At 73.4% G+C, this 5,731-nt stretch carries 4 protein-coding genes; all 4 read right to left on the bottom strand.

What is annotated here, in order from left to right; translation table 11 throughout:
• Positions 1 to 62: 62 nt before the first annotated feature.
• A complete protein-coding gene (locus FNH04_RS48250; protein WP_228031901.1) occupies positions 63 to 419 on the bottom strand; it encodes an SCO4225 family membrane protein in 357 nt (118 codons plus the stop codon).
• 60 nt (positions 420 to 479) lie between these two features.
• Positions 480 to 833, bottom strand: coding sequence for an SCO4225 family membrane protein (locus FNH04_RS48245; protein ID WP_228031900.1), 354 nt, complete (start codon positions 831 to 833; stop codon positions 480 to 482).
• A gap of 170 nt (positions 834 to 1,003) precedes the next feature.
• Complete coding sequence (locus FNH04_RS40245) at positions 1,004 to 2,014, bottom strand: DNA polymerase Y family protein (protein ID WP_152791114.1); 1,011 nt, start codon at positions 2,012 to 2,014, stop codon at positions 1,004 to 1,006.
• Positions 2,011 to 5,631, bottom strand: coding sequence for a DNA polymerase III subunit alpha (locus tag FNH04_RS40240; RefSeq protein WP_322725262.1), 3,621 nt, complete (start codon positions 5,629 to 5,631; stop codon positions 2,011 to 2,013). Before FNH04_RS40240 ends, FNH04_RS40245 begins: the two co-directional genes overlap by 4 nt.
• Positions 5,632 to 5,731 lie beyond the last annotated feature (100 nt).

Raw genomic sequence — 5,731 nt, 5'->3', positions numbered from 1 at the left:
CTGTGTATAAGAGACAGGCCCTGGACCCGCCCCTGGACCCGGCCGGCTGACCGGCGCCTCGTTCAGATGACGGGGCGCGGCTCCCGTGACCGCAGCCTGCGTGCGAGCAGACCGAGCAGCACGGCGTTGACCAGACCGGAGACGGCCACTCCGGCGGAGAAGATCAAGGGGCTCAGCCAGGCGAGCGAGGAGTCCCACCCGGGTGCCGGCACCAGGAAGGCGAGCGTGCTGAGCGGTGCCGTGGCCATGTAGGGCCAGATCCCGGCGAATCCCGGGTCCGGCGACAGGTACACGGCGTAGAGGAAGAAGCCCAGCGATGCCGCGACCACGGCGAGGTACCCGCGCGCGAGCCAGTTGTCCACCGCGGGCGCCAGCAGGGCCCGCGTCCTCGGCAGTCGGGGGTGCGCAGAACGCGTCATGTCCGTTCCTTTCCGTTCAAGAATTCACGCGTGTTCAGAGGTTCACGTTTGTTCAGGGGCTCACGCGTGCCGGGTGGTGCGCCGGTCACGGACGTGGTGGGCGAGGGCGCCGAGCGCGGCGGCGTTGACGAGGGCGCTCAGGAGGAGCCACGCGGCCCAGAGGCCGACGGCGAGGGCCTGGACCGCCGCACCGCCCTCGATGCCGGGACCGAAGGGGATGGCCACCCCCAGGAAGGAGAGGGGTGCCGTGAGCAGCAGGAAGCTCGGGGCGAAGACGCTCTCCGGGAAGAGGAACATGACCGCGACGGAGGCGGCGAAGACAGCCAGATAGCCCCGGGCAAGCCAGTTGTCCGTGGCGAGCGCGAGGAGTCGGCGCAGACGGGTGAGGCGGCGCGGGCGGGAGTCGTTCGGCATCGCGGGTCCGTTCGGGTCGGTCCGTGTGTGGTCTTCTCCACGGTGGACCGAAGGGCGCGCTCAGGCATGAGTACGGGTACTCATCGGCAGGACGGCAGGACCTACCACGCCCTCCACGCAACTGAGCCGTGCTACCTGCCTGCTCGGGCAGGTGATGACGCTCGGGCGAGTCACGACGCCAGCGTGCCCGGCCCGATCACATGCGGGCCGAACTTCGCCCGCGCCCGGTCCGCCACCTCCTCGATCCGGCGGGCCTTCTCGTCCGCCGGGTCGAAGGCGAGCTGGTGGTAGGCAAGGTCCGCGGGGCCCAGCCCCTCGGCACGCAGGACGATCCCCCGGACGCGGGCACGTTGCAGCCCGAGCCCCTCGTACATGCGGTACGCGGCGGCGGTGAGCGCGGGCGAGTGCGCGGTCGGCTCCTTGAGCGTACGGCTGCGGGTCGTCGAGGCGGGGGTCCCCCCGCTCGATCCTGTTCGAGAGTGGGGGAGGTCGGCGTAGCGGACGGTGAGGGTGAGCGTGCGGCACACCTTGTCCAGGGCGCGCAGCCGGGCGCCCAGTTCCTCGGCGGCGGAGAGCAGCGCGCGGCGGTGCTCGGCCGGGTCCAACTCGTCGCGCGGGAAGAGGCGTTCGGCGATGAGGGAGCGTGAGACGGCGTTCGGGACGACCCGGCCGCGGTCGACGCCCTGTGCCTTCTCCCGCAGTTCGCGGCCGGTACGGGCGCCGGTGAGCCGTTGCAGGGTCGACAGGGGCGCGGCGGCGACCTTGCCGAGGGTGTCGAGGCCGTACTCGCCCAGGGTGCGGGCGGTGGCGGCGCCGACTCCGGGAAGCGCGGCGACGGGCCGGCCGTCCAGGAACTCGGCGAGGGCGCCGGGCTCTTCGGGGACCGCACGGGTCGTCCCGGGGTGTGCCTCGCCCAGGGCCATCCGGGCGAACATCGGGCCCGGTCCGGCGCCGATCGCGCAGTCGACGCCGTACCAGGCGAGGGACCGCGCCCGGATCATCGAGGCCAGCTCCAGGGCGTCCCGGCCGAAGTACCGTTCGGCACCGTGCAGGTCCACCAGGGCGCGGTCGGGCGGCAGCGCCTCGATGACGGGCGTGAACTCCTCCAGCAGTTCGACGAGCCGGGGCAGCGCGGCCTCGTCCGCCTCAGGCAGCTGGAACCGGACACAGAGGATGGTCATCCCGCACTCCCCGGACTCTGGTGCCACAACTTCCTTCCGTTCGCGGGCCCTTCGCCCGCCGGACGCAGATCCGCCCACGGGTGCATCTCGTAGCCGGTGGGCATACGGATGCTGCGGGCGCGGGCGTCCTCCATCGGGTCCGGTGCCGCGGAGCCGGCCGGCGCGGGCCGCCCGTCCGAACCGGCGAGCCCGGCCCGCCGGGCACCGTCGCCGTCCGTGGCCCCCTCCGCGCCCTCCGGGACGCCCTCGTCCCCGTCGGGCGCGCCCGGTGTCCGCGCCAGCCGGGCCGCGACCGCGTCCATGCCGCCCTCCCGCCGCAGTTCCACCAGTTCGGCGAGGTTCCAGACGGCCGACCCGACCACGCTGAGGCTGCGCGGCCCCCGCCGCTGCACCACCCCGCGCACCAGCAGCAGCCAGGAGTGGAAGACCGTGTGGGCGCAGGCGTCGTGGGAGTCGTCGAAGAAGGCGAGGTCGACCAGGCCGGTGCCGTCGTCCAGGGTGCTGAAGATGACCCGTTTGCCGGAGCGGATCGGCGGGGTCTGGGTGGCCGCCTTGGCGCCCGCGACCAGCACCGTCTCACCGTGCCGTGTCTCCCGCAGCCGCCGCGCGGACACCACGCCGAGCTCGGTCAGCAACTCCTGGTGGTCGTCCATCAGATGGCGCGAGACGTCCATGGAGAGCACGCCCAGTTCGGCGCTGAGCCGCTCCGCCGAGGAGAGGTCGGGCAACCCGGCCGACGCGGTCCTGCGTCCGCCGGCGAGCGGGAGCTGGGCACCGCCCGCCCCGCCCGCGCCACGTCCGCCCCGGGCGCTGCGGTGCAACTCGGCCAAGTGCAGTTGCAGGTCCCGCCGGTTGGCGCCGAAGTCGTCGAGCGCGCCGACCTGCGCGAGCCGCCCGGCCAGCGGACGGCTCGGCCGCGCCCGCTCCCAGAAGTCGAGCAGGGAGGCGTACGGCTGCCCGTCCGCGATCCGCGCCGCCTCGGCCTCGCTGATGCCGTACACGTCGGAGAGCGCCAGCCGGATGCCCCAGGCCCCCTTGCCCTCCTCGGTCCCCCAAGTGCCCTTGCCCGCCCCGGATTCAGACACCAGTTCGATACGATGGTCGACCCCCGACCGGTTCACATCCAGCGGAAGGACCGGGACCCCCCGCCGCCGCGCGTCCGCCAGCAGCAGCCGCTTCGGGTACATACCGGGGTCGTGCGTCAGCAACCCCGCGTAGAACGCGGCCGGGTGATGGGCCTTCAGCCACGCCGACTGGTACGTGGGCACCGCGAAGGCCACCGCGTGCGCCTTGCAGAAGCCGTACGAGCCGAAGGCCTCGACGATCTCCCAGGTCCGCGCGATCGTCTCGGCGTCGTACCCCTTCGCGGCCGCGGCGCCCGCGAACCAGACCCGGATCCGCCCCTGCGACTCCGGATCCGACAGCCCGCGCCGCACCTGGTCCGCCTCGTCCCGTCCGCAGCCGGTCATGAGGTGCACGATGTCGATGAGCTGCTCGTGGAAGACCACGACGCCGTACGTCTCCCTCAGCGGCTCCTCCAGATCCGGGTGCGGGTAACGGGCCGGCGCCCGCCCGTGGCGGGCCGCGATGAACGGCCGCACCATGTCGGCGGCGACCGGACCGGGCCGGAACAGCGAGATGTCCACCACCAGGTCGTGGAAGCCGGCCGGCTGGAGCCGCCCGACCAGGTCCCGCTGCCCCGGCGACTCGATCTGGAAGCAGCCCAGCGTCTCGGTGGAGCGGATCAGCCGGTACGTCGCCGGGTCACCCTCGTCGATGTCGACGTCGTCCAGGTCGATACGGGTGCCCGCCGCCCGCTCGACCTCCGCGACCGCGTGCGCCATGGCGGACTGCATCCGCACACCCAGCACGTCGAGCTTGAGCAGTCCGAGGTCCTCGACGTCGTCCTTGTCGAACTGCGACATGGGGAACCCCTCGCCACTGGTCGGCATCACCGGCGTACGGGCGAGGAGGGAGGCGTCGGAGAGGAGCACCCCGCACGGGTGCATGGCGACTCCGCGCGGGAGGGCGTCGAGCGCCTCGACCAGCTCCCACAGACGGCCGTATCTCTCCCTCTCCTCCGCGAGGCCCCTGAGCTCGGGCAGCTCGTCCAGCGCCGCCCGCGCGTCGCGCGCCCGGATGTGCGGGAAGGACTTGGCGATCCGGTCGATGTCGGCCGGGTCCAGGGACAGGGCGGCGCCCACGTCGCGGACGGCGTGGCGCACCCGGTACGTCTCCGGCATCGCGACGGTCGCGACCCGTTCGGTGCCGAAGCGGCCGATGATCGCGCGGTAGACCTCGAGCCGGCGCGCGGACTCCACGTCGATGTCGATGTCGGGCAGCGCGATCCGCTTCTTGGACAGGAAGCGCTCCATCAGCAGCCCGTGTGCGACGGGGTCGGCGTGCGCGATGCCGAGGAGGTGGTTGACGAGGGAGCCGGCGCCCGAGCCGCGTGCGGCGACCCGTATCCCCATCCTCCGTACGTCGTCCACGACCTGGGCGACCGTCAGGAAGTAGGAGGCGAAGCCGTGGTGGGCGATGACGTCGAGCTCCTGGTGCATCCGCTCCCAGTACTCCCGCCGGGTGTCGTACCCGCGCAGCACCATCCCGGCCGCGGCCCGCGAGGCGAGTGTGCGCTGGGCGGTGCGGCGGCCCGCGCCGACGAGGTGCGCCTCGGGGAAGTGGACGCTCCCGATACCGAGGTCGTCCTCCGGGTCGACCAGGCACTCGGCGGCCGTGGCCTGCGTCTGCTCCAGCAGCCGGTGCGCGGTGTCACGGCGGTAGCCCGCGGCCTCGACGATCCGCTCGGCGGCGCCCAGCATGGCGGGCGCGTCCTTGAGCCAGGCCTCACCGGAGTCCAGCTCACGGCGGGGGTCGACGGGGACGAGACGGCGGGAGGCGTCCAGGACGTCGGCGACGGGACCCGTCCCCGGGTCGGCGTACCGGACGGCGTTGCTGAGCACCGGCCGTACACCCTGCTCGACGGCGAGGGCGACGGTGCGGGCGGCCAGCCGCAGGGACCCCGGACCGGTACCGGTGCGGCCGTGCCACACCACTTCGAGGCGCAGGGCGTCGCCGTGGGCCTCCCGCCAGGGCGCGAGGAGCTTCGCGGCCCGGTCCGGGCGGCCCGCGGCGAGGGCGCGGCCCACGTCCGAATCGGGGCCGAGCAGAACGGTCAGCCCCTCGGCGGCACACGCCGACCAGGGCAGCAGCGGCTGGTCCCCACGCTCCCCCGCATAGGCTGCCGAAACGATCCTGCAGAGCTCGGCCCAGCCCTTCGCGCCCTCCCGGGCGAGGAAGGTCACCCGGGGTGTCGACTCATCGATGAAGGCACCGCCCCGGACGGGGGTCCGCCGCCTCTCCCGCCGCGGAGGTCCGTCGGCACGCCCCCGCGCCGGCGGCTCCTCCACCGCCAGCTCCGCCCCGAACAACGGCCGGACACCCACCCCCGCACAGGCCTTGGCGAACCGCACCGCCCCCGCGAGGGTGTCCCGGTCGGTGAGCGCGAGGGCGTCCATCCCCCGCTCGGAGGCGCGCTCGGCGAGCCGTTCCGGGTGCGAGGCGCCGTACCGCAGGGAGAACCCGGACGCGGTGTGCAGATGCGTGAAACCCGGCACACGCACCTCCGTACTCCAGGAGCTCCCGACCGAGCTCTCGAACATCAGTTCCCAGCTTCCCCACCCTCACCATACCTCCATTCTCGAACTCGTGTACGAC

The sequence above is a fragment of the Streptomyces phyllanthi genome (genome assembly GCF_009377205.1).
Classification (GTDB): domain Bacteria; phylum Actinomycetota; class Actinomycetes; order Streptomycetales; family Streptomycetaceae; genus Streptomyces; species Streptomyces phyllanthi.
This window is presented reverse-complemented; position numbering and strand designations above follow the sequence as displayed.

What these genes read in the sequence shown, in the direction of transcription:
- FNH04_RS48250 (WP_228031901.1), bottom strand. Translation starts at nt 419, where the DNA reads ATGACGCGTTCTGCGCACCCCCGACTGCCGAGGACGCGGGCCCTGCTG.
- FNH04_RS48245 (WP_228031900.1), bottom strand. Translation starts at nt 833, where the DNA reads ATGCCGAACGACTCCCGCCCGCGCCGCCTCACCCGTCTGCGCCGACTC.
- FNH04_RS40245 (WP_152791114.1), bottom strand. Translation starts at nt 2,014, where the DNA reads ATGACCATCCTCTGTGTCCGGTTCCAGCTGCCTGAGGCGGACGAGGCC.